Genomic DNA, 20,945 nt, shown 5'->3' with positions numbered 1-20,945 from the left:
CCCCTCTCCAAAAAGCCTTCCCGAACCCCCCTTGCCGCGCGCGGCCGTGTCGGACACGCTCGGCGGCGGCGCCATGCGCGCCCAGGGAGGAAGGTCGATCGCGATGGATCTCAAGTTCTATTACGCGCCCATGACGAGCGCGTCGCGGGTGCATTGGGCGCTCGAGGAGCTCGGCATTCCGTACGAGAAGTTCAAGCTCGACCTCGCGGCCGGTGATCAGAAAAAGCCCGAGTACCTCGCGCTCAACCCGAACGGCAAGGTGCCGCTGCTCGTCGCCGAGGGCCGGCCGATCTTCGAAGGGCTCGCGATCCTGCTTTATCTCGGCGAGCGTTTCGGCGCGGACAAGGGCCTCTTCCCGCCGCCGAATCCCGATCGCGCCGAGGCCTTCAAGTGGATGGCGTGGGGCGCGGTGACGTTCGGCGAGGCGCTGCAGCGGTACCTTCGCAACAGCTTGGATCGTTTCCCCGAGGATGAGCGGAGCCCGAAGGCCGCCGAGGCCGCGAAGAAGGATCTCGCGTCGCATCTTGCGATCCTGAACGAGGCACTCGAGGGCAAGGAATACCTCGTGGGCAACACGTTCTCGTTCGTCGACATCTCCATCGCGCCGGCGATCCCCTTCCTGGGGCGCTTCGGCATCGACGTGAGCCCGTTCCCGAACGTGAACGCGTGGGTCGCGCGGTGCATCGCGCGGCCGGCGTTCGCGCGGGTGATGCAGGGTTAACCGCCCGAGCGACGCAGGAGCACGAGGAATGCTGGGCCGCCGATCAGCGCCGTCACCGCGCCGACCGGCGGCTCGGTGCCGAGCGAGCGGAACGAGAGGCGCGCGACGAGGTCGCAGCCGATGAGCATCGTCGCACCCGAGAGCAGCGAGACGGGCAGCACGCGGCGCTGATCGGGACCGATGAGCCGGCGCACGGCGTGCGGGACGACGAGGCCCACGAAGCCGATGAGGCCCGTCAAGCTGACGATCGCGCCGACGACACACGAGGACGCGATGAAGGTGCGTCGCTCGAGCGCGCGCACGTCGACGCCGAGTGTGCCGGCCGTCTCGTCACCGAGCACGAGGACGTTGAGGCGCCCCGCGTCGAGCAGGAGCACGAAGCACCCGACGCCCACGTACACGAGGGCCGCGAGCAGCGACGAGACGTGCGGCAGGTCCACGAAGCCGACGAGCCAGCGCAAGAGCTGCTGCGCGCGTGACGGCGGGACGAGCGCCTTCAGGAAGGTGATGAGCGCGGCGGCCATGGAGTTGACCATCACGCCGGCGAGCAGGATCGCCGTGCCCGAGGCGCCGCCGCGCATGCCACGCGCGACGGCGTAGACGAGCGACGTGGCGACGAGGCCGCCGAGGAGCGAGGCGGCGGGAATCAGCGCGGCGCCGAGGAGTGTGGTCGCGCCGAGGCCGAGCGCGATGGCGGTCGTCGCGCCGAGCGCGGCGCCACCCGAGACGCCGAGCACGTACGGCTCGGCGAGCGGGTTTCGCAGGAGCGCCTGGAACGCGGCCCCGACGACGCCGAGGCCGGCGCCGGCCATGGCAGCGAGCGCGACGCGCGGCATGCGCACGTCGAGCAGGATCGTGCGTGCGAGGCCGGGCTCGGCGAGGGCGTTCGAGAGGGAGATCGGCTCGGTGCCGAAGGCGAGCGCGAGGGCGGTGACGAGGACGAGGAGCGCGGCGGCAGGCAGGATCGGACGGCGGATCAAGCGCCTTCGGCCCTCGCGGACGCGCGCGGCTCCTGCGCGTTGCGCTCGTAGAGCAGGCGCAGGCCCGTGAGCGTGAGGTTGTCGTCGACCTCCTCGATGGACTCGGTGAGCGGCGCGATGAGCCGCGCGAGGCCACCCGTGGCGACAATGCGGCACGTGTAGCCGAGCTCGGCCACGAGGCGCTTGCACAGGCCGTCCACGAGGCCCGCGTAGCCGTACACGATGCCCGATTGCATGCTGTGCACCGGGTTTCGCCCGACGACCTTGGGGGGCAAGGTGATCTCCACGCGGGAGAGGCGCGCGGCGCGGGAGAAGAGCGCCTCGGCGCTGATCTGCACGCCGGGCGTGATCACGCCGCCGAGGTACTCGCCCTTCGGCGTCACGCAGTCGAACGTCGTGGCCGTGCCGAAGTCGACGACGATGACGGGGCCCTTCGCCCACTCGTAGGCGGCGACGGCGTTCACGATGCGATCAGCGCCGACCTCGCGCGGGTTCTCGTACAGGATGGCCATGCCCGTCTTGATGCCGGGGCCGACGACAAACGGCTCGCGGCGGAAGGCGCGGCGCACGAGCTCGATCATCGTGTCGGTCAGGGTCGGGACGACGCTCGCGATGATGGCGTGATCGATGAGGTCGGGATCGACGCCGCGCAGCGCGAGCATCTGCCGGACGAGCACCGCATACTCGTCGGCCGTGCGGCTGCGCGCGCTCTCGGAGCGCACGTGGTGAAGGAGTTTCGTCCCCTCGAACACGCCAAACGAGATGTTCGTGTTGCCCACGTCGACGACGAGCAGCATGGGAGAACCTTTACCACTTCCGCGGGGTGGGTCAGAGCTTCCGCGCGAGCATCATGCCGTCGCGGATGGAGAGCAGGACGTTCTCGACGCGCGGATCGGCGTTGACCACGTCGTTGAAGCGGCAGATGCCGTGGTCGGAGGGAGCCTTCGGCGAGAGGACGTTGCCGCTCCAGAGCGTGTTGTCCCCGACGATGAGGCCTCCCGTGCGGACGAGCGGAAGAACGGCCTCGTAATAATCGACGTAGCGCTCCTTGTCGGCGTCGATGAAGACGAGGTCGAAGGGGCTGCCCGGCGGCAAGGTGCGTAGGGTCTCGAGGGCGTTGCCGAGCAGGATGCGGATCTTCTTTCCGTGCGGGCTGCGATCGAAGAACGAGCGGGCGATCCGCGTCGCCTCGGGGTCGATGTCGAGCGTGAGTAGCTCGCCGTCGTCGGGCAACGCCTCGGCCATGCAGAGCGCGGAGAAGCCGGTGAATGTGCCGATCTCGAGCACGCGACGCGCCGCGACGAGCGCGCAGAGCGTCTTCAAGAACGTGCCCTCGACGCGGCCGACCTGCATCTGCGGCGACGTCATCGAGGCGTACGTGGCCTCGCGCAGCTCGTCGAAGAGCGGCGGACGGGGGCGGGTATGCGATTCGATGTAATCGTCCAGCTCGGGCGAAATGATGGGCGTCATGGGTCCTCCACGGCCGTCGCATCGACGTGCGCGGCGAGGTTCGTCTACCACGCCGTACCACGACGTCATCGTCGGTGAAGCTTCCACTCGCGGGAAAAACGGGTGAACATCGCGGCGGAGGTTCGTCGTGAGCACGAAGCGGCTTGGCTTGGTTGTGGTGGCGCTCGGGTTCGGGGCGTGGCTCGGCAGCGGTTGCGCGACCGCGACCCAGCCAGGGTTCGGCGAAGGCGGCGAAGGCGGCGAAGGCGGCGAAGGCGGCTCGAGCGGTCCCAGCGGCATGGGCGGCGCGTCGAGCAGCAGCAGCTCGTCGAGTAGCAGCGCGTCGAGCAGCAGCGCGTCGAGCAGCAGCTCGTCGAGCAGCACGAGCTCGGGCGGGCAAATGTGCGGGGCGATGGAGCATGCCTGCGCCGGTGTTTGCGCGGGCAACACGCCCGCGACGGGGTGCTTCACGTCGACGACGTGCACGCCGTGCCCGGCGGTGCAGAACGGCGCCGCGATCTGCAACGCGACGGGGCTCTGCGACGTGAGCTGCAACTCGGGGTACGTGAAGAACGGGTTCGCGTGCGTCTGCCAGTCGCAGTGTTGCTCGGACGCGGATTGCGCGGCCGGTCAGACCTGCATGGGCGGCACGTGCTCGGGTGGCAGCACGGGTGACGGCGGCGTCGCGTGCAACCCCTTCGCGTGCGTCTTCGACTGCGCGTTCCAGAACCTCGAGTGCGTCGATCCCTTCACCTGCACCTGCGGCTAGAGCACCGGCGCGGGCGGTTCTAGAAAGAAAAACCCGCGCCGCTCGTCACGCTCCGCTCGCCGAGCGGGATGATCTCCGCGAAGACGTCGAGACCGATCGGCAACGTGGCCACGAGGCCGAGGCCGAGCTGGAACTTGTAGCGATCGGTCCCCTGTCGATCCTCGCCGTCGACCTGCCAGAAGATCGGGCCGCCGAACACGCGGGCGACGGCGTAGGGGCTGAGCACGTCGTAGAACGTCTTTCCCGCGACCGCGCTGAGGCGGAGATCGCCGGCGTAGTACGGCACGGCGGGCGCGTCGCGGCGCGCCTCGCGGGTCTCCGCGCCCGCGAAGGCGAGCGAGGCGCCGAGGATCACGAAGGGAAAGCGATCACGGCCGTCGAGCAGGCGGTAGGACGTGGCGACGGAGGCGGACCAGCCGGGGCCGAAGTCGTAGCGTCGCGCGCCCTCGCGCAGGCTGCCCCAGAGGATGCCGCCCGCGCCGAGCTGCAGCGTCCACCTGGCGCCGAGCCTGCGCTCGAACGTGGCGACGGCCGCGCGCCGATCGATGGCGACGTCGTACTTCCCTGCGAAGACGAGGTTTGTCCAGGCGGAACCCACCGTCGCGCCGACGCGGTAGAGCCGCGGGCGTGGCTTGACCACGGGCGCGCCCGGCAAGCTCCGTGGAAGGGGCGCGTCGAGGTCTTCGCTGCAGGAGGGGATGCCCGTCGGACCGACGGCCGGCGCGACGCCTCAGGCCCGCGCGTCGCGCGTCGTGCCGAGGATCGAGGTCAGGGTCGCGGCGGCCGCGAAGGCCACGCCGAGCACGTTTTTGATGGGTCGCATAGGTCCTCGCGAAGGGCGTGAAGGCGCCATTTCGGCAGGCGGACGCTACCACGGAAGGCAAGCTCACCGCCCGAAAACGGTTTATGCTGGACGGCGATGATCGAGCTCGAGACGCCGTATCACCTCGTGGAGACGGATGGCTCGGGGCACATCCTCATCATGCGCAGGACGCCGCGGGATTACCCCGACACCTGGATGATGGAGCAGGACCTCGAGGCGGTGATCGCTGCGTTCGACGAGATCGGGCGCGATCGGAAGAAGCTGCTCGTGGATCTCCGCGAGGGGCCGCGGCGCAACGATCCGCAGTTCGAGGAGACCATGCGGCGCTTTCGGCCCCGGCTCTTTCGAGGGTTTCGCGGCGCCGCGATCATCGTGAAGACGGCGGTCGGCGCGCTGCAGGTCAAGCGTCACCTGCGCGAGGACGGCGCGGGCGCCGAGGTTTTTCACGACGAAGCCGAGGCGCTCGAGTACCTGCGCGGCCAGAGCGTGCGCGGCGAAGCGCCGCCCGTGAGCCTCGCGCCGCGCAGGCCACAGGCGCTCGAGTCGCACCGGAGCGATCGCATCTCGTCGTTGCCGACGGCCACGCCTTTCCGGTCTTCGCAGGAGCCTCCGCGCAGGCCCTCGGAGGTCGGTGATCCGCCGCGTCGGCCCTCGGAGGTCGGTGATCCGCCGCGTCGGGCCTCGGAGGTCGGTGATCCGCCGCGTCGGGCCTCGGAGGTCGGTGATCCGCCGCGCAGGCCTTCCGAAGTGGGCGAGCCCCCGCGCACCGAGCGGACGTCGAGCGTGCCCGCTCCGACGACGCGTCCATCGCGGCACTAGCCGCGCTGCGGCTGGAAGGCCGCGGAGACGCGTGCCACCCTCGGCGCCATGAAGATCGCGGCGACGGGCGTCACGAGCGGCGTCGGGCGAAGGCTCTGCGAGATCGCTCGGGAAGCAGGGCACGAGGTGACGGGGCTCGTGCGGGATCCGGCGCGCCTCGACGCGCGCGCGCTGTCGCGAATCGGCGTGCGTGTCGTGGGCGGAGACATCGCGGATCGGCGAGCGCTCGCGGACGTGCTGCACGGCGCGGACGTGGTCGTGCACGCGGCTGCCATGGTCGGCGAGCCGACGGACGCGGCCGAGATGGAGCGCGTGAACGTGGGCGGGACACGCGCGGTGATCGAGGCCGCCGCGGAGGCGCGCGTGCCGCACGTGGTGCATGTCTCGTCGGTGGCCGTGTACGGCAGGCCCGACCACGGGCGCGTGACCGAGGCATGGCCGACGCGCACGAGCGGTTTGCCCTACGAGGACACGAAGACGCATGCCGAGCGGCTCGCGCACGAGCGGGGGAGCGCGCTCGGGCTCTCGGTGATCGCGGTGCGTCCGCCCATGATCTACGGCCCTCACGATCGGAACTTCCTGCCACGCGCGCTCGCGACCTTACGCAAGCGGATGATGCTCCTCGTCGACGGCGGGCGCGCGCCGCTGAACGTCGTGTGGGTCGATCACGTGGTCGACGTCGTCCTGCGGGCCGCGGAGCGGCGAGATCTCGGCGGCGAGGCGTTCAACGTGATGGACGAGGTCGACGCGCGTCCGCCGAGCGTGCGCGAGGTGTTCGAGGCGATCGCGCGCGCGGCCGAGCTACCTCTGCCGCGCCTCTCGCTCCCGTATCCGGCGGCGATGGCGGCGGCGAAGTCGCTCGCGGCGGTCTTCTCGCTGGCAGGCCGAAAAGAGACGCCGCCGCTCACGCCCTTCGTGGTGAAGCTCCTCTCGCGCGACGTCGTGTACGACGCGTCGAAGGCGGTGCGCGAGCTCGGCTGGACGCCACGCATGCGCGCGCTCGAAGGGATCAGCCGGTACGCCGCGGAACTCGCGGGCAAGGCGCCCGCGTATCAACAAGCCTCCCGCGCGGCTTCCCCGGGCAGCGTCGTGGAGTAGACTGCGCGGCGCATTTCGCGTTCCCGAAGGCCGAGGATCTGCTCTCCGATGACCGAACAAGCGCACCCCGTTCCCGAATCGCCGATCGAGCTCAGCGTCATCGTCCCGTGCCTGAACGAGGAGCTCAACCTGCGCGAGCTCGCGGCGCGCGTGCTTCGTGTCTTCGAGGTCGGCGGGCTCGTCGGGGAGCTCGTGCTCGTCGACGACGGCTCGAAGGACGGCACGGCGGCGGTAATCCGCGAGCTCTCGGCCGCGTCCGAGGGCCGGATCGTGGGCTGCTTTCACCCGGAGAACCGGGGCATCGCGGCGGCGTGGCGAACGGGCGTGGGTGCGTCGCGGGGCAAGCTCGTCGCGACGATCGACGCGGATCTGCAGTACCAGCCGGAGGATCTCCTGCGGCTGCGGCGCGCGCTCTACGACCACAGCGTCGACGTGGTGCAGGGCTTCCGCAGCGCGGTCGGGCGTCGCAAGGACCAGCGATATCACCTGAGCCGCGGGCTCAATCACCTGCTCAACGGCGTGTTCGGGATGGAGCTCTCGGACAACAAGAGCGGGTTCGTCATGTGCGCCCGCGAGGTGATGCTCGACCTGCTCACGTACCGCGGGACCTATTTTTACTGGCAATCGTTCATCATGGTCGCCGCGCACGCGAAGGGGTATTCGTACAGGGAGATCGAGACGATCTTCGAGCAGCGGCGGCAGGGGACGAGCTTCCTCGAAAAGACGGCCGTGCGGGCGAGCGTGCTCTCGCTCGTCGACATCGGAAAGGCGGCGTGGGAGTACCGCGTGAGCCGCCCGCCGCCGGACGCCGCGCACCAGTTCTTGCGGCGCCATCCGGTCGCGGATCGCACGCCGCCGCGCACGCCCGTGCAGGAAATGCGCTGGCGCTCGTATCTCGCGGCGTTCGACAGCACGCACTGGATGATCACGCGGGACGTCGAGCATTACTACGAGACGCTCTGCAAGACGCAATGGCTCGGCGTCGCGGAGACGCGGGAGCTCCAGGACGAAAAACTCCGGCGCCTCGTCCGGCATGCGTACCGCAACGTGCCGTATTACCGCGCCCGCATGCAGGAGCGCGGGCTCCGGCCCGAGGACGTGCGGGGGCAAGCGGATTTGCACAAGTTGCCGCTCCTCACGAAGGCCGACATCCGCAAGCACCTCTACTTCGACATCATGTCGGAGAACCACGACAAATCGCAGGTGTTGCGCATCGCGACGAGCGGATCCACCGGCGAGCCGTTCGTCTGTTACGCCGACCGCGTGCAGCTCGAATCGCGCTGGGCGGCGACGCTCCGGGCCCAGGAGTGGACGGGGTATCGCTTCGGGGATCCTTGCGTGCGGCTCTGGCACCAGACGATCGGCATGTCGAAGAGCCAGATCCGGAAGGAGCGCGCGGACGCGATTCTCTCGAATCGGACGTTCGTGCCGGTCTTCGAGATGAGCGAGAAGAACCTCGCGGCGATGGTCCGTACCATTGCGGAGGCGGAGCCCGTCTTGCTCGACGGGTATGCCGAGGCGCTCGATTTCCTGGCGCGGTACCTGCGGGCGCACGGAGATCTCTCGGTGCGGCCGCGGGCCGTGATGTCGAGCGCGCAGACGCTCCCGCTCCCGAGCCGGCGCGTGATCGAGCAGGCGTTCGGGTGCGCGGTGTTCGACAAATACGGGAGCCGCGAGTTTTCGGGCATCGCTTACGAATGCGAGGCGCACGCGGGGCACCACGTGGTCGCCGAGGGGTACATCGTCGAGATCTTGAAGGGCGGCGAACCGGCGAAACCCGGGGAGATCGGCGAGGTCGTGATCACCGACCTCACGAACATGTGCATGCCGTTCATCCGGTATCGAATCGGCGACCTCGCGGAGGCCATGGATCCGCTCGCGCCGTGCACGTGCGGGAGGGGCGCGCCGCGGATCGGGGCGATCGAAGGGCGCGTGCAATCGATCATCCAGGGCACGGACGGGCGGTTCGTGCCGGGGACGTTCTTCGCGCATTACCTGAAGGAGTACGATCACGCGATCAAGCAGTTCCAGGTGGTGCAGGAGGCGCTCGGGGCGATCACGTTCCGGGTCGTGAAGGGCGGGCGTTATTCGGACGACGTGCTCGACGAGGTGCTGGCGAAGTTCCGCGAGGTGCTCGGCGAGGACCTCGGGATCTCGGTCGAATTCGTGGACGAGGTGGCGATGGTGCGCACGGGCAAGCGCGTCGCGGCCGTCTCCAAGCTCGGGATCGATTTCCAGCGCAGTTCCGCTTCGGTGCGGCCGAGCGTGGACCGCGAGGCGAATCGCGCATGACACAGGCGTCCTCGGTCGCGATCGTCTCCCGCCCGGGGACGACGTACGCCGCGGGCGGCGTGCCGCCGTTCGATCCGCCGAACCCGATCTACGCCATGGTGGAGGCGCTTTTCCGGGAGCTCGCGCTCGACGCGGCGCGGGCCGGGACGCCGGAATGGAACCCGCTCGGCGATTTGATCCGGCCGGGCGATCGGGTGATCGTCAAGCCAAACCTGGTCTCCTCGAAAAACCTCCACGAGAAGATCACGGGCGAAAAGCTGTGGGCTTCGAGCACGCACGGCGCGCTTCTGCGGCCCGTCCTCGATTATGCGCTCCGGGCCGCGGGGCCGGCGGGCTGCGTGCGGGTCGTGGATTCGCCCGTGGAGGGCTGCGAGATCGAGAAGGTCGCGGGGCCGCTCGGGATCTTCGCGGTGATCGATCACCTGCGTCGGGGCGGCGCGGACGTCGATTTCGTGGACCTGCGGTATTTCCGGGTCGCGCCGTATTTCGCGCTCGACGACGTGCGGCGCGGGGGCCTCTCGTACAACCTCGGCCTGCTCGTCCGCACGAAGCTTCCGGGAGATCCGCGCGGGTATCGGGTCGTGGATCTCGGCGATCGGAGCGCGTTTGCGCGAAGCGAAGCTCCGCCGGGCGAGCGGCTCCGGTTTCACCGCAGCCATTACGAGACGCCGGTCCCGCACCACACGGGCGGGAAACACGAGTACAGCCTGCCGCGCACGGTGCTCGACGCGGACGTGGTGATCAACCTGCCGAAGATGAAGACGCACAAAAAGACCGGCGTCACGCTGGCCTTGAAGAGCGTCATCGGATTCACGAACGAGAAATACTGGCTCCCGCATTTCACGGCCGGGGACCCTTCCGTGGGCGGCGACGAGTTCGACCGGCCGCGAGGTTTGGCGGAGCGGATCGAGGACAAACTCTCGCGTTTCCCGCTGCCCGGCGACCATTCGCTGGTTGCGCGCCTCGCGCGCCTCGGGGCGCCGTCGAAGGTGATCGACGGGAGCTGGGAGGGCAACGATACGCTCTGGCGAACCATTCTGGATCTGAACCGGATCCTCTTTTTCGTGGATCGCGACGGCGTTTTGCACGACGAACCCGTGCGTCGTTACCTCGCGCTCGTGGACGGGATCGTGGCGGGGGAGGGGGAAGGGCCGCTCGGGGCGACGCCGGTGGTTGCCGGGACGCTCGTGGGCGGGTTCGATCCGGCGATCGTGGACGCGACGGCCGCGGAGGAAATGGGGTTCGACCCGGCGCGGATGGCGATGATCCGGGAGGCTGTGGGAATGGTGTCGCGGGCCGATCTAGCCGCGAGGATCGTCCGGCGCGACGGGCTGCCCTTCGGGAAGAAATTCCGGCCGCCCCGGAGCTGGCCCAGCCTCGGATAACGGAGCGCTCGTCGTCGTCGGAATCGGCGTCACGAAGCGGAGCAGCAAAAGCGCGAAGACGATCTCGATCAGCGTGATGGCCACGCCCCACGCGGTGGTCGAGGCCGCGATGGCCGCGAGGCGCTCTTCATGCGTGGGGAACGGGGCAAAGGGTTCGAGCAGCGTGGCCGCGAGGACGTCGCGCGTGCCAAACCCCTGCGGCGTGATGGGCAAGGTGACCGCGACCATCAGGACGGGAATGAATGCAAACGCGGGCGCCGGGGGAATGCGGACGTCGAAGAACCAGAACGGAACCCACGTGCCGACGAAAAGGACGACGAGGTGCGGGAGGCGCGCGAAGAGGGCCCAGAGGTGGCCTCGCACGCCAGCCTCGAAGAGGGGCGCGAGGACCCGAAGAGAGGAAAGGCGCGCCGGGCGAATCGCGAGGAGCGCGAGGTAAAGAGAGCCCGCGCCGAGGGGCACGGCGAGCCAAAGAAGGGGCTTGTCGCCGAGGACGATGGCGACACACGAGAGGCCCAGGATCGAGCCCATCCAGGAGGCGTACACGAGCAGCGTGGCGCCGGCGACGCGGGCGAGGGGGACACCGTGGATGCGGGAAAGGGCGACGGTGAGGAAGGCCTGGCCGACGTGGTGGTTCAGGAGCGAAGGCAGGTAAGAGGCGCCGCGGAGGATGAAAAAATCACGAAATCGAATGGGCGCGACGGACCGGCGATAGACGAGCACGGTCGCCAAGCTGTCGGCGGCGCAAAGCGAGACCACGAAGACGGCCGCGAACGCGAGGAACGAGGGCGCCGAGACGCGCGCGAGTTGCTCCTGGAAAGCCTTGAGATCGAGGCGCGCGAGGACGAACGCGACGAGGGCGATCGAGACGACGAACGGCAGGACGGCGCGTACGAGGGATCGAGGGTGCTCGCCTTCGGGGCGGGGAGGCGCTTCGGCCATCGGCGCGACGTTACCAGATCTCGGCAGAGGAGCAGGTCGATCAGCCGGCCCGCCGCACGGCTTCGGGGGAGGCGAGGCGAGCGGCCATCACGCGGCCCTCGGAGGCGAGCGGGAGCTCGACGGTGAAGGTCGCGCCGCGGCCCGGGCCCGCGCTCTCGGCAACCACGCGGCCGCCATGAAGGTCGGTGATGTGCTTGACGATGGAGAGGCCGAGGCCGAGGCCGCCGTAACGCCGGGACGAGGAGGCGTCCTCCTGCCGGAAGCGCTCGAAGAGGTGCGGCAAGAACTCGGGCGCGATGCCCTGGCCGGAGTCACGGACGACGATGACGGCGCGGCCCCGCTGCGGGCGCACGACGACCTCGACGCGGCCGCCCGTCGGCGAGAACTTGATCGCGTTCGAGAGGAGGTTCCAGAGGAGCTGCTCGATGCGAGCGTCGTCGCCGAGGAGGGGCTCGCCGATCGGCGTGACGCTGACGTCGAGCGCGACGCCCTTCTGCTCGGCGGAGGGGCGCACGGTCTCGGTCGCGGAGGCGACGACGGCGCCGAGATCAAAGGGCGCGACGTCGAGGTGGATCTTGCCCGTGACGATGCGGCTGACGTCGAGGAGATCGGAGACGATCTGCGAGAGGACGCGGGCGTTGCGCTCGATGACCTCGAGGCCCCGATGGGGTTTGTCGCCGCCGTGGGGCGAGCGCGAGAGGACCTGGGCCCAGCCGAGGATGGAGGTGAGCGGCGTGCGGAGCTCGTGCGAGAGCGTCGCGACGAACTCGTCCTTGAGGTGGCTCACGCGCTCGGCCTCGGCGCGCGCGGCGCGCTCGCTCTCCTCGATGTTGCGGCGTTCGGTGATGTCGAGGGTCAAACCCGCGGCGCGCACGACGTTTCCTCGTTCGTCGCGGTGGACCTGTCCGAGGGCGGCGATCCAGCGGATCCCGTGCGCGCCGCGGGCGACGCGGAGCTCGAGGCGGAAGTGCTCGGCGCCGCTCGCGAGCATGCGCTCGGACTCGTCCACGATGCGGGCGCGATCGTCCGGGTGGATGGCTTCGATCCATCGTTCGACGGTCGCGACGCACCTCGGATCGACGCCGTAGAGCTCGTAGTTGCGCTCGGACCAGACGAGGTGGTTCGTCGCCACGTCCCAGGCCCACGAGCCCGCGCGCGCGGCGTCGAGCGCGAGGCGGAGGCGGGCCTCGCTCTCGCGTAGGGCCTGCTCGGCGCGGCGGAGGCGCGAGAGATCGACGACGTAAAACATGCCGGTGAGGTCGCGCCCGTCGCGGCCGAGGACGACGGCGCCGCCGATCAAGGCCGGGACGCGGCTGCCGTCTTTCCGGAAGAACTCCTTCTCGTAAGGCGCGCAATAGCCCACCGTCCGGAGCTGCCGGGCGGCGAGGTCGTCGGCGCCGCGGTGCTCGGAGGGCGTGAGCTCGCTCCACGTGAGCTTGCCGTCGAGCTCGGCGAATTCGTGGGAGCTCCAACCAAGAAGGTCGAGGAAGGCGGGATTCGCATCGACGATCGCGTCGCCGCGGAAGGTGGCGACGCCGAGGGTGCGGGAGGCGACGAGGGTGCGGAAATGCTGGGCGTTCGTCGCGCTTGCCTGGGCACGCTCGGCGATGATGCGCTCGGCCTCGCGGCTGCGCGCGACCTCGCGATGCATGCGGCCGCTCACGGCGCTGATGGCGACGCCGATGCAGGTGAAGAGTCCGATCCGGGCGAGGTCGGCGGGGCTCGTCAGCGTGGGCGCGTGGACGGGCTCGATGAAAAAGAAGTAACCCGCGCCGAGTGCGCAGATCGTGGCGAGGATGCCGAGCCAGAAGCCGCCCAGCGCGGCGCAGATCGTCACCGGCAGGACGAACGCGAGCATGGGCGAGGACGCGCCGAGCAGCGGTGCGAGGCTCTCGCGCAGCACGACCGTCCCACCGACCGTGCCGAGCACCAGGAAGAGGCCGGCGGGTGAGTTCGTCCCGTGCCGCGGGCCTTTCCACGTTCCCGGGAGGAAGTCGACACGAGACGGCATCCGTGCCGCTCCATAAAACCTCGGTCGTCGTAGCGGGAGCCTGCGGATGAGGGGCGACGCAAAAGCGAGCGTCGTCCTTGGCGCCTAGCCCACCCTCCTCGGAGGCATGCTGCCCGAGGCGAGCGCGGAGACCAGCGCGCGAAAGCTTTCAGCCTCGAACGGTTTGAAGAGGAGCCGATCGCCGACGTCGCCCACGAACGACCGGACTTCGTCGGTGCACGCGCCGCCCGTCAAGAAACCCACGCGGCACTCGAGCGCGGGATCGAGCTCGAGCAGGGAGGCGTAGAGCGCGACGCCGCTCGTGCCGGGCATCATGAGATCACAGAGGACGACGTCGAAACGTTCGCCCGCGCGGACGAGCCCGAGCGCCTCCTCGGAGCCGCAGGCGCAGACGAGATCCATGTCGCGGCCGAGGATGCGGCGTACGGCGGTGCAGACGTAGGGCTCGTCGTCGACGAAGAGGACACGAGGCCTGTCGCCGCGCCCCGAGGGGCGGAGGCCCCTGCGCGAGCGAGGTGTGAGCTCGGCGGGCCGGAGGATCACGCGGAAGATCGAGCCCGTGCCAGGCGTGCTCTCGACGAGGAGCTCGCCGCCGAAGGACGTGACGATGCTGTGACAAACCGAGAGGCCGAGGCCCATGCCCTCGCCGACGGGCTTCGTCGTGAAGAACGGATCGAAGATGCGCGTGAGGCGGTCGGGCGGGATGCCGACGCCGTTGTCGACGACCTCGACGAGGACGCGGCCGTCGATCGATCGGGTGACGAGGCGGATCTCGTTCTCCGACTCGGGGCGATCGGGCATGGCCTGCGCGGCGTTGGCGAGGAGGTTGACGAAGACCTGGCCGAGCCGCGCCTCGTTGCCGATGACCTGGGGCACGTCGCCGAACGCGCGCGTGACGCGGGTGCGGTGGCGCAGGGCGTGGTGGGTCATGCGGATGGACTTGTCGAGGACGGCATGCACGTCGATGGGGCCGCGCTCGGCGGCATCGCCGTCGGCGCGGGAAAACGTGCCCATGTCGCGCACGATGGCGCGCATGCGCTTGGCGCCTTCGAGGGCCTCGTCGAGGGCTTGGGTCGCGGCCTCGTACGTGTCGGCGTCGGGAGGCGCGGCGCGCAGGGCCTCCGCGACGAACTCCAGGTTCGCGAGGACGAACGAGAGGGGGTTGTTGATCTCGTGGGCGACGCCGGCGGCCATGGTGCCGAGGGAGGTGAGCCGATCGGCGAGGAGCAGGCGCGCCTCGGCGTGCCTGCGCTCGGTGACGTCGCGGCAGAAGGCGACGACGGCGCGCGTCTCGGCGCCGTCGCGGATGGGGAAGAGGATGGTGTCGAAGACGAGGCGCGCGCGCGAGCTGCTCCAGGTGTTGCCGTAGATGTCGAGGTTCACGTCCTGGCCGTGGATCTCGACGACCTCGCCCGCGTAGGCGCGCGCGAAGCATTGGTCCATGCCGGTGCTCACGTGGAGAGGATCGGTGAGGGCGTTGAAGACGCCGACGCCGTAGGTCTTGCTGGGCAGGCCGAGCTGGTTGCGGTGCGCCTCGTTCATCTGCACGGAGGTGCCGTCGGGGCCGAAGATCTGGATGCCGACGGGGGCGTTCTCGAAGACGGCCTGCGCGAGCCGCTCGCTCTCGCGCAGCGCGAGCTCGACGCGGCGACGCTCGGTGATGTCGGTGGAGACGCCGAGCGCGCCCGTCACTTCGCCCGAGGCGTCGCGGAGGGGCCAGGAGACGTGCTCGAACCAGACACGGCCGATCGCGACCTCGCCCATGTAGGCCCGTCCCGCGAGGGGCTCGCGCACCTGCGGCAAACTACTGCCGGGAACCGTCGGGAGGTTGAAGGCCGAGGTGCCGATGAGCTCGCCTGGCCGGAAGCCGAGGTGCGCGAGACCCTTGCCTTCGGCGAAGGTGATGATGCCCTCGCGATCGACGGCCCAGAGGACCACGGGGGCGTTGTCGAGCAGCGCGCGCAGGCGCGTCTCGTTCTCGCGGAGGAGGGCCTCCGAGTGGCGGAGCTCCGTCACGTCGCGGCTCAGGATCAGCGCCTCGCCGCGGGGCAGGGCGGCGACGCGGACTTCACGGAACATGGGGGCTCCGTCGGTGCCCAGCGTCTCGTATTCGAGCGAGACGACGTCGGTCGTCCCGCGGACCTTCTTGATGGCGTCGAGGACCTCCGGCGCCCGCAGCGGCTGCAGGATCTCGGTGAGGTTCTTGCCGACGAGCGCGGGGAGCGATTCGACGCTGCGGCGCCGCTGTCGCCGGCCGAAGTGCGCTTCGAGCACGGTGCCGTCTTCGGCGACGCGGAAGATGTTGTCGGGGAACGCGGCGAGCAGGGTGTGGAGCTCGTCGTTGGCCCGCGCGAGGGCCCGCTCGACCTCGCGGACCTCGCGGAGGTCGGTCGAGACGGCGAAGGTGCGGAGGCTCTTGCCCGCGGCGTCGCGCTCGACGAGCGCGGTCATCACCACCTCGAGGAGACTGCCGTCCTTGCGCACGAACTCGTATCGGCTGCCTTGGCCGACGCCGCGCTGGAAGAGCTCGGGGATCCGCGCGAGGGCGAGCTCTCGGGAGGCCTCGGTCATGAAGTCGACGGAGCGGCGGCCGAGGACCTCGGCGCGCTCGTAACCGAGCGCGTCGAGCCATCCGTCGCTGACGCTCACGAGGCGGCCTTCGGCGTCGATCGAGTGCAGGATGATCGGCGCGTGCTCGTAGAGGTACTCGTGGCGGCGCTCGATGTCGCGCTTGTCGTCGAGGATGCGTCGGGTCGTCTCGACGCGGCGGCGGATCGCGGCGAGGCGCGGACCGAGGCGTGGCGCGTCGTGCGGGAGGACGAAGAGCTCGTCGGCGCCGGCGTCGACGAGCGTGCGGAGGTGGGCGTCATCGTCGCGATCGGTTGCGACCGCGAGGGCAGCGGCGTCGAGGCGCGCGCGGGTCGTGCGGCAAGCGTCGAGGGCGGTTCGGGGGGCGTCGCCTTCGAGGTCGAGGACGACGACGAGGGACGGGTCGCCGAGCGTGCCCGGATCCTCGTTCGGGAGCACGTCGAAGCCGGCGGCGCGGAGCTCGGCTTCGAGCAAAGCGCGCACGGGCGAGGTGCGTCCGAGGATCGAGGCGGGGAGAAGGCTCGGCAAGACCGAAACTATCTCGCGCGTGGCGCGGCGCGCGCAAGGGCGCGGTCGATGCTGGCGCGCGCTTCACAAACGAGCGGCCTGGGGATCGCGGTAAAAGGCAGAGGATCGCCCTTCGGATCGCAAAACCCGAACGGGCCGGAGAACGCGGCGTCGTGCGGCCAGGGCGGACTGTCAGGGGGTTTGCGTCGCGTCCTGCGCCGGTGGCGTCTGCTCGATCTCGCCCGTCTCCGGGTTCACGTCCTCGATGGGCTTGCGGTCGCGCAGGTAGCGCCGGATCGCCTCGTTCTGAACGAGAATGGGCGAAAGGAGCGCGCCGCGCGCCTTCCGATCCGCCTCGCTGTCCGAGGGATACTTGCCGAGGATCATGGCCACGGCCTGAAGCATGAGGGATTGCCCCTTCGTGCGCGCGTCCTTCACCGTGGCGTAGGTCAAGGTCCCGCCGGGGCCCTCGATGGCGGCGCGGTATTGCCCTTCGAGGGTCATGAGCCGCGCCACCTGCCGCGTGAGACCGAGCTCCGTCACGAGAGCCTTGTAATCGGGCTCGTTCACCCGCTCCAGAATGCGGTTCACCTCGGCCAGCTCGTCCACGAAGCCGAGCGTCGTGATGGCGCCCACGCCCTTCGGGAACAGGACGTCGAGCATCTTCAGCGCCGCGTCGGCTATCGGATCGCCCGGCGCGCAGGCGCGAATCTGCGCATCGGCGCCGTCGCGGAGGGCGCCGAGGGCGGCGTCGACGTAGATATCGAGCTGCTTGGCTTCGGGCGAAAACGTCGATTGCTTTCGACCAGCCCATCGCGCCTCCAGCGCGCGTGTGTCCGTGTCATAGGCGATCGCGTTGCCCGTGTGCACCACGAGGTCCGTGAGTCCAGAAGCCAGGGCGAGCTTTCGCACCTGGTGCAGGGCGAAGAGCCGCCGACCGGTCGAGAACGTGTAGAGGCGGAACAGGGCGTCGAGAAAAGGTTCCATGCAGGCAGTCCTCGGACACGTCGGCCCCCCTGCGGGTTGGACGTGGTGTGGACGGCAGGTTGCATCGACGTCGACCCGGAAGGCAAGGGAGATTCGTGGTCCCGACACCATCCCGAGCGCGGGAGGGCTGGGAGCTCGAAGCGTGGAGGTCGCACCGGGGGCGTGGTGGGTGGAGGTCTCGCCTCGCGGGCCTCGGACGTGGGCCCGGGTGGCCTCGAGGGTCCGCATTTGGAACACGAGCGCGGGCAAAAGTGGGTGAGGGTCACGCCTCGCGTCGCCGGACCCCGGGCCAAGGCGGGTTACACCCTCCCGTTTGGCGACACCGACCGGGTGCGGGCAGGGTGCCCTCCGCCCATTTTCTGTGGCGACTTTGGGCCGAGGAGGCAGCACCCCGTCGCTGTCGGGGTTCGAGGCCCGAACGAAGGGGGCCCATGCCGCCGCGATCGAGGTTCGGATGGCGTCTTTCGAGGGCGAAGGTCCGCCGTTTTCGGGTTCGAGATGGCGCTTTTTCGGGGGGCGAGCACCCGATGCCAGGTGCGTGTCGGAAGATGGGTGGGGCAGGTCCACCTTTGTCCGCGATCGAGAAGGAAATGGGGTGGGTGGTAGCCAGGCGAGTCGAGGCCCGGGCGAGGCACGACGAGGGGCGCGGGCGTCGCGGCTGGGGGCCCCGCGAGGAATGGGGTGGGGGCGAGGGTCGGCAGAGGGGGTTCGACCCGGGAGGGGGCAGGGGCAAGGCCACGCGGCACGGGGCTCGACCCCGGACTGACAACGTCCGCGCACACCGTGATTTGTCTTGCCGGACCCGTTCGTCCTCCTGATAGATGGGCCACAGCTCATCGCAGGAGGGGATTCCAGATGGGACGAGGGGATTACCTCGTCGCGGCGTTCGTCATGTGAGCGTATGGCTATTGCGTACCGCCGCAGGACTCGAAGGAGTGGGGCTGCTGCGTGTCGCAGAGGAACCGCTGGTCGTAACAGCAGCCCGTGCAAATGGGGCCTTCATTTCGTCGGAAGCAACCATTGTAGCAGTTCATCGACGGCACGTTGCACTCTTTACGCGGCGTGAATCCACCATCGATCCCGTCGAAACGGCCCTTGGGCTTTTCGCGCGTGCTGCAGCCCGCGCCGAGCACGAGGACGAGCCCCGCAAATACCACTGAACGTCGAATCATCATGGACAGCGCCCCGATGGCCGGGTCTCTCATTGCGGCTATTCTTTGTCGGGACACGAGTAAAAACGATAACCACCATCGTTGGCGCACGACGAGCCGTTGTCGTCACAGCAAGCGTGGCACTTCTCTCCCATGTCGGCCTTGTAGCAAGCGTTGTGACAAGCTCCGGCCTTCCTAGCGCATGGGTCGCGATCCGCTTCGGTGGGGTCAGTCGTGCAAGCAGGGACCATCGAGGCGAAGGCCGTGACGAGTATGGTGGCACGAATGAATCTCATGGTGGTCATGTTCGCCATGTGAGCAAGCCGAGTCAAGGTTCGTGTACTCGCCGCGCGACCAAGGAGGTGGATGCATCGAAGGCCGCCCTCTCCGGCGTCGACAGGGGGCGAGCAAGCGAGCTTCGAAGCGGCGCATGGCGCGAGCGCAGGGCCGCAAGAGATGGTGCTGCGGGCGATGACGCTCTCCGCGGAGATCACCCAATTCGAGGTCACATCGCAAGAGGCGCTCACGCCGCACGCGGATTTCATGGTCACGCATGGCGTGCAGAGCCCGGACATGACCTCCGGGGCGCAGCGCTCGATCCACGCGATGCTCGGGTATGTCGATCGACGTATTGCCAGGAGCGACCGGGCGGCGATGTCGCTCCTCTTCGGGATCACGATGCGGAGGCAAGCGCTGCAATTGCTCGACGAGAGCCAAGCCGTGCGGGACACGGTCGCGGAGGCGAAGATTGCGAAGGCGGAGGCGACGTTTCACGAGAGCGCGGAGGCGCATGTGCTCGCGTTCGAGCAGGCGCCGCCCCAAGGCGTGAAGCTATCGCTCCCGTACCTCGCGAAGCGATACGACGAGGTCACGGCCTTCTTGCAGATGCGCCCGCTCTGCGAGTTGCCCTCGTCGTCGTGGCGTGAGGCCGGCTGCGCGGAGATGCGTCCGCATTTCAAGACGGCGGCGACGTACCGCGCGACCACCCTGCCGGAGCTCATCCAGACCGGGCTCTCGACGATGAAGGCGCAAGGCGTGGGCGGCGCGTTGCTCGATGTGGCGGCAGCGAAGCTCGCGGCGGGCGATGTGAAGGGGGCTGCCGTTTTGCACGACGCCGCTTTGCGCGGCGCGGAGGGGACATGAATCGCTTGCTTGTTTTCTGGATCGTCGTGCTCGTGCTGATGACGCCCGCGCATGCGCGGGCGGGGACGCCGTACAGCGTTCACTGGGAGATGCTCCAGGAGAGCAACTCTTGCGAGGACGCCCGCCTCGGTATCCCCGGGGGCGACTATTTCCACGCGAACCGGATGCCGCTCGCGACCTTCGAGGTTCCGGGGGCCTACGTTTCGATCCCGAACGGCCCGAAGAGCAACGTGGCGGAGGCCCCGTCCAACTCCGTGCTCCTCCGCATGGGCACGAACGAATTCACCTTCGGCACCCAGAACGCCATGGGCAACGATACCTGCGTTCACCAGCAGAACTTCGTGACCCTCGTCTCGATCCCGCTCGGTATCCAAAAGCCGCTGTTCAACGTCCGGCGTGACGGGACGGCCTTCAGCGGCAGTACGCAGGTCGGTCTCTCGCTTTCGGAGATCAATCCGCCCCTCGCGCGGGACATCGCGAACCTGGAGGTCGAGATCGCGGCCGAGCGGAAATGGCTCATCGAGAACGCGGCGAAGGCCGCGAACCTCGCGGAGAGGCTCGACCTGCTCCAGCAGCTCGATACGGAGCTGCATGATCTCGTGTCCCGGCCGCTCGACGAGATCAGCGAGGTGGACCTCGACGCGATTTTGGAGCGGTACGGAGACGTGGTCGACGAGGCCACGCGGGAAGCGCTGGTGCAGCTTCTTTCCGACCTGAAGAAGAGCGTTCAGGATTTGAAGGACGAGCTCGCGAGCCTGCTCGAACATTTCGGCGCGCAGGCGGACGCGGTGGCGGATCTGGTGACGGGCGAGGCGCGGGCGGCCGGGTTTTCGCCGGATGATCCGTGGGAGTATTCGCTGACGTCGTCGGAGGTGCCGTGGGTCGAGGTGCCCGACGTCGGAGACCACTTTGGGGACTATGCGGAGGTGATGCAGACGCTGGTGCATGCATCATCGCGCATTGCGATCGGGTTCCTGCCGTATGCGGGGCCGGCGCTCGACCTCTGCGAGGCGGTGACGGGGAAGCTCCTGTGTTTGCCCGGGGGGGAAGGATCTGACCACACCACAGAGGAGCGAGTCGGCTCGGCGGTGGGCTTCGGATTCGGGAGGGACCGGGAGAGGAAGCGGGAGCGGAAGCGGGAGCGGGAGCGGCAAGTGGAATCTGATTGTGTACCGCTCCGGCGGCTCCCGCCGGCTCCCGCCGACCCGGTCACCATCATGTGACGCTCGGTTCCCGGGCGCATCGTGAGCCCCCTGGCTGGTTTTCCGTTGCCGCCGAG

At 69.1% G+C, this 20,945-nt stretch carries 17 protein-coding genes; 8 read left to right on the top strand and 9 right to left on the bottom strand.

Translation table 11 applies throughout. The annotated features are described in order from the left end of the window. The first annotated feature begins 46 nt into the window (after nucleotides 1-46). The gene (locus KEG57_RS19325) at nucleotides 47-721 is read left to right on the top strand and encodes a glutathione S-transferase family protein (RefSeq protein ID WP_272422527.1); all 675 of its coding nucleotides are present in this window, start codon (nucleotides 47-49) and stop codon (nucleotides 719-721) included. Here the strand turns inward: KEG57_RS19325 and KEG57_RS19320 are convergent. The 3 genes from KEG57_RS19320 to KEG57_RS19310 are packed head-to-tail and all read right to left on the bottom strand — an operon-like array spanning nucleotide 718 to nucleotide 3,171. Next, the gene (locus KEG57_RS19320; protein WP_272422526.1) at nucleotides 718-1,701 is read right to left on the bottom strand and encodes a FecCD family ABC transporter permease; all 984 of its coding nucleotides are present in this window, start codon (nucleotides 1,699-1,701) and stop codon (nucleotides 718-720) included. The two genes, KEG57_RS19325 and KEG57_RS19320, sit on opposite strands and share 4 nt — an antisense overlap. Continuing rightward, on the bottom strand, nucleotides 1,698-2,498 hold the full coding sequence (locus KEG57_RS19315; RefSeq protein WP_272422525.1) for a type III pantothenate kinase: 801 nt from the start codon (nucleotides 2,496-2,498) through the stop codon (nucleotides 1,698-1,700). Before KEG57_RS19315 ends, KEG57_RS19320 begins: the two co-directional genes overlap by 4 nt. A gap of 31 nt (nucleotides 2,499-2,529) precedes the next feature. After that, nucleotides 2,530-3,171, bottom strand: coding sequence for an O-methyltransferase (locus tag KEG57_RS19310; RefSeq protein WP_272422524.1), 642 nt, complete (start codon nucleotides 3,169-3,171; stop codon nucleotides 2,530-2,532). 127 nt (nucleotides 3,172-3,298) lie between these two features. Here KEG57_RS19310 and KEG57_RS19305 point away from each other — a divergent pair, with 127 nt between their 5' ends. Further along, nucleotides 3,299-3,919 carry a hypothetical protein gene (locus tag KEG57_RS19305; protein WP_272422523.1) on the top strand — a complete coding sequence of 207 codons (621 nt, stop codon included), beginning with the start codon at nucleotides 3,299-3,301 and terminating at the stop codon, nucleotides 3,917-3,919. 19 nt (nucleotides 3,920-3,938) lie between these two features. On the opposite strand, the gene KEG57_RS19300 is transcribed toward KEG57_RS19305, so the two are convergent. Continuing rightward, on the bottom strand, nucleotides 3,939-4,559 hold the full coding sequence (locus tag KEG57_RS19300; RefSeq protein WP_272422521.1) for a hypothetical protein: 621 nt from the start codon (nucleotides 4,557-4,559) through the stop codon (nucleotides 3,939-3,941). Between the two features lie 279 nt (nucleotides 4,560-4,838). On the opposite strand from KEG57_RS19300, the gene KEG57_RS19295 reads away from it, so the two are divergent. The 4 genes from KEG57_RS19295 to KEG57_RS19280 are packed head-to-tail and all read left to right on the top strand — an operon-like array spanning nucleotide 4,839 to nucleotide 10,336. Further along, on the top strand, nucleotides 4,839-5,561 hold the full coding sequence (locus KEG57_RS19295; RefSeq protein WP_272422520.1) for a hypothetical protein: 723 nt from the start codon (nucleotides 4,839-4,841) through the stop codon (nucleotides 5,559-5,561). A gap of 48 nt (nucleotides 5,562-5,609) precedes the next feature. Then, complete coding sequence (locus KEG57_RS19290; protein ID WP_272422519.1) at nucleotides 5,610-6,659, top strand: NAD-dependent epimerase/dehydratase family protein; 1,050 nt, start codon at nucleotides 5,610-5,612, stop codon at nucleotides 6,657-6,659. A gap of 48 nt (nucleotides 6,660-6,707) precedes the next feature. Then, nucleotides 6,708-8,951, top strand: coding sequence for a glycosyltransferase (locus KEG57_RS19285; RefSeq protein WP_272422518.1), 2,244 nt, complete (start codon nucleotides 6,708-6,710; stop codon nucleotides 8,949-8,951). Then, nucleotides 8,948-10,336: a DUF362 domain-containing protein gene (locus KEG57_RS19280; protein WP_272422517.1), complete on the top strand. Its 1,389-nt coding sequence runs from the start codon at nucleotides 8,948-8,950 to the stop codon at nucleotides 10,334-10,336. Before KEG57_RS19285 ends, KEG57_RS19280 begins: the two co-directional genes overlap by 4 nt. On the opposite strand, the gene KEG57_RS19275 is transcribed toward KEG57_RS19280, so the two are convergent. The 5 genes from KEG57_RS19275 to KEG57_RS19255 form a co-directional block, all read right to left on the bottom strand. Beyond that, nucleotides 10,253-11,278, bottom strand: a complete 1,026-nt coding sequence (locus KEG57_RS19275) for a lysylphosphatidylglycerol synthase domain-containing protein (protein ID WP_272422516.1) — start codon at nucleotides 11,276-11,278, stop codon at nucleotides 10,253-10,255. The two genes, KEG57_RS19280 and KEG57_RS19275, sit on opposite strands and share 84 nt — an antisense overlap. Nucleotides 11,279-11,318: 40 nt before the next feature. Then, nucleotides 11,319-13,289, bottom strand: a complete 1,971-nt coding sequence (locus tag KEG57_RS19270) for an ATP-binding protein (protein ID WP_272422515.1) — start codon at nucleotides 13,287-13,289, stop codon at nucleotides 11,319-11,321. An 84-nt stretch (nucleotides 13,290-13,373) separates the two neighbouring features. After that, a complete protein-coding gene (locus KEG57_RS19265) occupies nucleotides 13,374-16,406 on the bottom strand; it encodes a PAS domain S-box protein (protein WP_272422514.1) in 3,033 nt (1,010 codons plus the stop codon). A gap of 171 nt (nucleotides 16,407-16,577) precedes the next feature. Further along, the gene (locus tag KEG57_RS19260; protein WP_272422513.1) at nucleotides 16,578-17,372 is read right to left on the bottom strand and encodes a hypothetical protein; all 795 of its coding nucleotides are present in this window, start codon (nucleotides 17,370-17,372) and stop codon (nucleotides 16,578-16,580) included. Between the two features lie 905 nt (nucleotides 17,373-18,277). Beyond that, nucleotides 18,278-18,547, bottom strand: a complete 270-nt coding sequence (locus tag KEG57_RS19255) for a hypothetical protein (RefSeq protein ID WP_272458680.1) — start codon at nucleotides 18,545-18,547, stop codon at nucleotides 18,278-18,280. Nucleotides 18,548-18,889: 342 nt separating this feature from the next. On the opposite strand from KEG57_RS19255, the gene KEG57_RS19250 reads away from it, so the two are divergent. Next, nucleotides 18,890-19,666 carry a hypothetical protein gene (locus KEG57_RS19250; protein WP_272422511.1) on the top strand — a complete coding sequence of 259 codons (777 nt, stop codon included), beginning with the start codon at nucleotides 18,890-18,892 and terminating at the stop codon, nucleotides 19,664-19,666. After that, a complete protein-coding gene (locus tag KEG57_RS19245; RefSeq protein ID WP_272422510.1) occupies nucleotides 19,663-20,889 on the top strand; it encodes a hypothetical protein in 1,227 nt (408 codons plus the stop codon). The genes KEG57_RS19250 and KEG57_RS19245 overlap by 4 nt, the downstream gene beginning before the upstream one ends. Nucleotides 20,890-20,945: the final 56 nt, after the last annotated feature.

The organism is Polyangium jinanense (assembly GCF_028435365.1).
This window is presented reverse-complemented; position numbering and strand designations above follow the sequence as displayed.